The 2,511-nt window shown below is 66.3% G+C and carries 1 protein-coding gene; it reads right to left on the reverse strand.

What is annotated here, in order from left to right; genetic code table 11:
* Nucleotides 1-51: 51 nt before the first annotated feature.
* Nucleotides 52-1,713, reverse strand: coding sequence for a right-handed parallel beta-helix repeat-containing protein (locus tag WEB06_16665; GenBank protein ID MEX2557248.1), 1,662 nt, complete (start codon nt 1,711-1,713; stop codon nt 52-54).
* Between the last annotated feature and the right edge of the window lie 798 nt (nt 1,714-2,511).

Here is a 2,511-nt window from a genome sequence, read left to right on the forward strand (position 1 = left end):
CCCCCCCCCCCCCCCCCCCCCCCCCCCCCGCAGTCACTTCGAGATCGCGTTTCAGCGCCGGCGCCGCACCCGCGAGCCGATCAAAACGGCCGAACCGAGGATCGCCAGCGCCGCGCTCGTCGTCGCCGGCACGCCGGTCGCCGGAAGCGCGGAGGCTTCCGCGCGGAAAGTGACGACCTTCGCTCCCTTCACCGACGCGGCGCTCGCCCCGCAGGTGCTCGGACCGCACGTCGGCGGTGTCGGCGGTGGCTGATAGCCCTCGGGAGTATTGCGGGCGTTCTCAGGCTTCGGCCCAGGCCCCCACACACAGCCACCGAGGTCGATCACGCATGCGATCGGCTCCCCCTCGAAGAACAGGAGCCCCGCCTGGTGCAGCGAGTTCAGGGGATAGGGGATCCCGGCGGTGACCGGCATCGGGCTGCCCGTCGCCGGGTCGACGCAGGGCGGCAGGAACGGCGCGTCGCTCGTAACCGCGGCGCCCTCCGGCGAGCCGACGTTGTCCTGCCAGCAGTTGTTGAGACCCCCGCCGTCCCATGCGAAGTCGATCGCGTTCCGCCCACCGGAAGCGCCGGCCGGCGGGTACATGCGGTTCGCGATGAAGCGGTTGCCGGTGCTCATGAACGGTGCGGCCGGCGGGTCGCTCGTGGGGCCGACCACGATCCCCTGTCCGGTCGCCATCCAGACTCCGTACCGGTCGTGATCCCATATGTCGTTGTTCTGCACCAGGTTCTCATTCCCGCTGGCGAGGAAGACACCGGTGCCGACCGGGATGTAGAGCCCGTCACCGAAGACCGAGACGACGTCGGAGTCCTCGGCGTACACGTTGAAGTTGTTGTCGTAGAACTTGTTGCGCTCCAGGAGCAGGTGCTCCTGCGGGTAGTTCGGGTGGTCGGTCTCCGAATCGGAAGTCAGGCCGGCCGCGTTGTCATAGAACTCGCTGTCGTGAACCCACACGTAGTTTCCGTGCGTTCCCGAGTAGCCGATCACGTTGTGGTGGCTCTTGCAGTTGGCGATCTCGTTGGAGAAGCGGCCAGGCGTGTTGGCGGCGCCGCCCGGGTAGATGCCCGCATCTCCGGCGCCGAACGCCTCGCAGTTCTGCGTCAGGCCGTGGTCGGTTGCGAACATGAGGAAGGCATAGTCGCGGCTGAATCCCGACACCACGTTGTCGAATAGGTAGCCGCTCTGGTCGATGACGTAGATGCCGTGGTCGAACGCGTGGAACATGGAGAGGTTCTGGATGATCGCGCCGTCGGCGCGATCCATGCGGATACCTACGTGTTTCTTGAACTCGACATCGATCACCACGTCGAGCGGTTTCGCTCCCATGCCGCGCAGCGTGATGTTCTTCTTGCCGACGATCGCGATCAGGTTCTGGGAGTTGGGGTTTTCGAGTTGATGCTCGTAGGAATAGGTGCCGTCCGCGTTGTCGGGGTCGAGAACTGGTTGCGCCCGGCTCGGCTCCTCCTTGTAGAGGCCCGGCCAGATCTGGATCAGCGCGCCGTCGGGTGCGGCGGTGACGGCTGCTTGGATGTGCTCGAACAGGCACTCATCTTTCTTGCACACGTCCAGGATGGCGGTCGGGATCCGGTTCGGGTCGGGCACCGAGCCTTCCCGGGCGGGGGACGGCGTCGGCCGCTCGGCGTGACCCGAAGCCAGTCCGGGCAGCGCGAGCGTCAAGGCGAGAGCACCAGCCAGCACAGCGCGTCGAGGCATGACCATCGTTCCTTCCTTGCGAGTCGGTCGGTCGAAACGTTTTCGCCTCGCGGGGGTTGGTTCCCTTCCTAGCGAGACCTGCGAGCGCCGAACGCGCTGGTCAGCGTACCGATGGCTTCGCGACGGCAGGGACCGGTGCCAGCCCCGGCTCGGCGTCTATTGCGACGGGCCGGAGCAACGAGGTCCACCGTCAGCGGGACCAGGATGGGCGGCGGAGTGAGCTTCCGCTTCGGCGGCTTCCGTGCCGGGACGATCTTCTTGGGAACGTACCTGGGTTTGGAAACGGAGTGGGTACCGCCCGCTCGATCGACGAAGATCTCCGTGATGTAGAGCATCTTGTTCGACCCGCTGCCGCCCCCACACCGCGCCGATCCCGATCCGATCGTAGGCGGCGTCGAGGATATGGGTTCGATGCGAGCTCGACGCCATGAACGCGTCATGCACGGCCTTCGCGGAGGGGCTGCGACCCACGTTCTCGCCGATCTTCTTCCAGCCGTCGACGTCGCTCGCGAGGCTGGAGTTGTGGTAGATGGCGGCCTTCTTCGCCATCGCCGCTCTGTGCTGCCAACGGCGACGAGGTCGCTCGCGAGACTGAGCGTCGCCTTCCCGTACTTCGCCCGCTCGGCGTTCGTGTAGGACAGAAGCGAGCCCTCGTCGGATCTGAGTGCGCTCGTCTTGGGGAAAAGGGTGAAGGCGAGAGCGCCGACGAGGGCTGCGATGACCCGAATGCGGGGGCGGGCTCAACCGGTGGTCGCAACGAGCTCCGCTAGCTTCTCTGCTGGTGTCATCCATCCTAAG

Source organism: Actinomycetota bacterium (assembly GCA_040905475.1).
Lineage (GTDB): Bacteria > Actinomycetota > AC-67 > AC-67 > AC-67 > DATFGK01.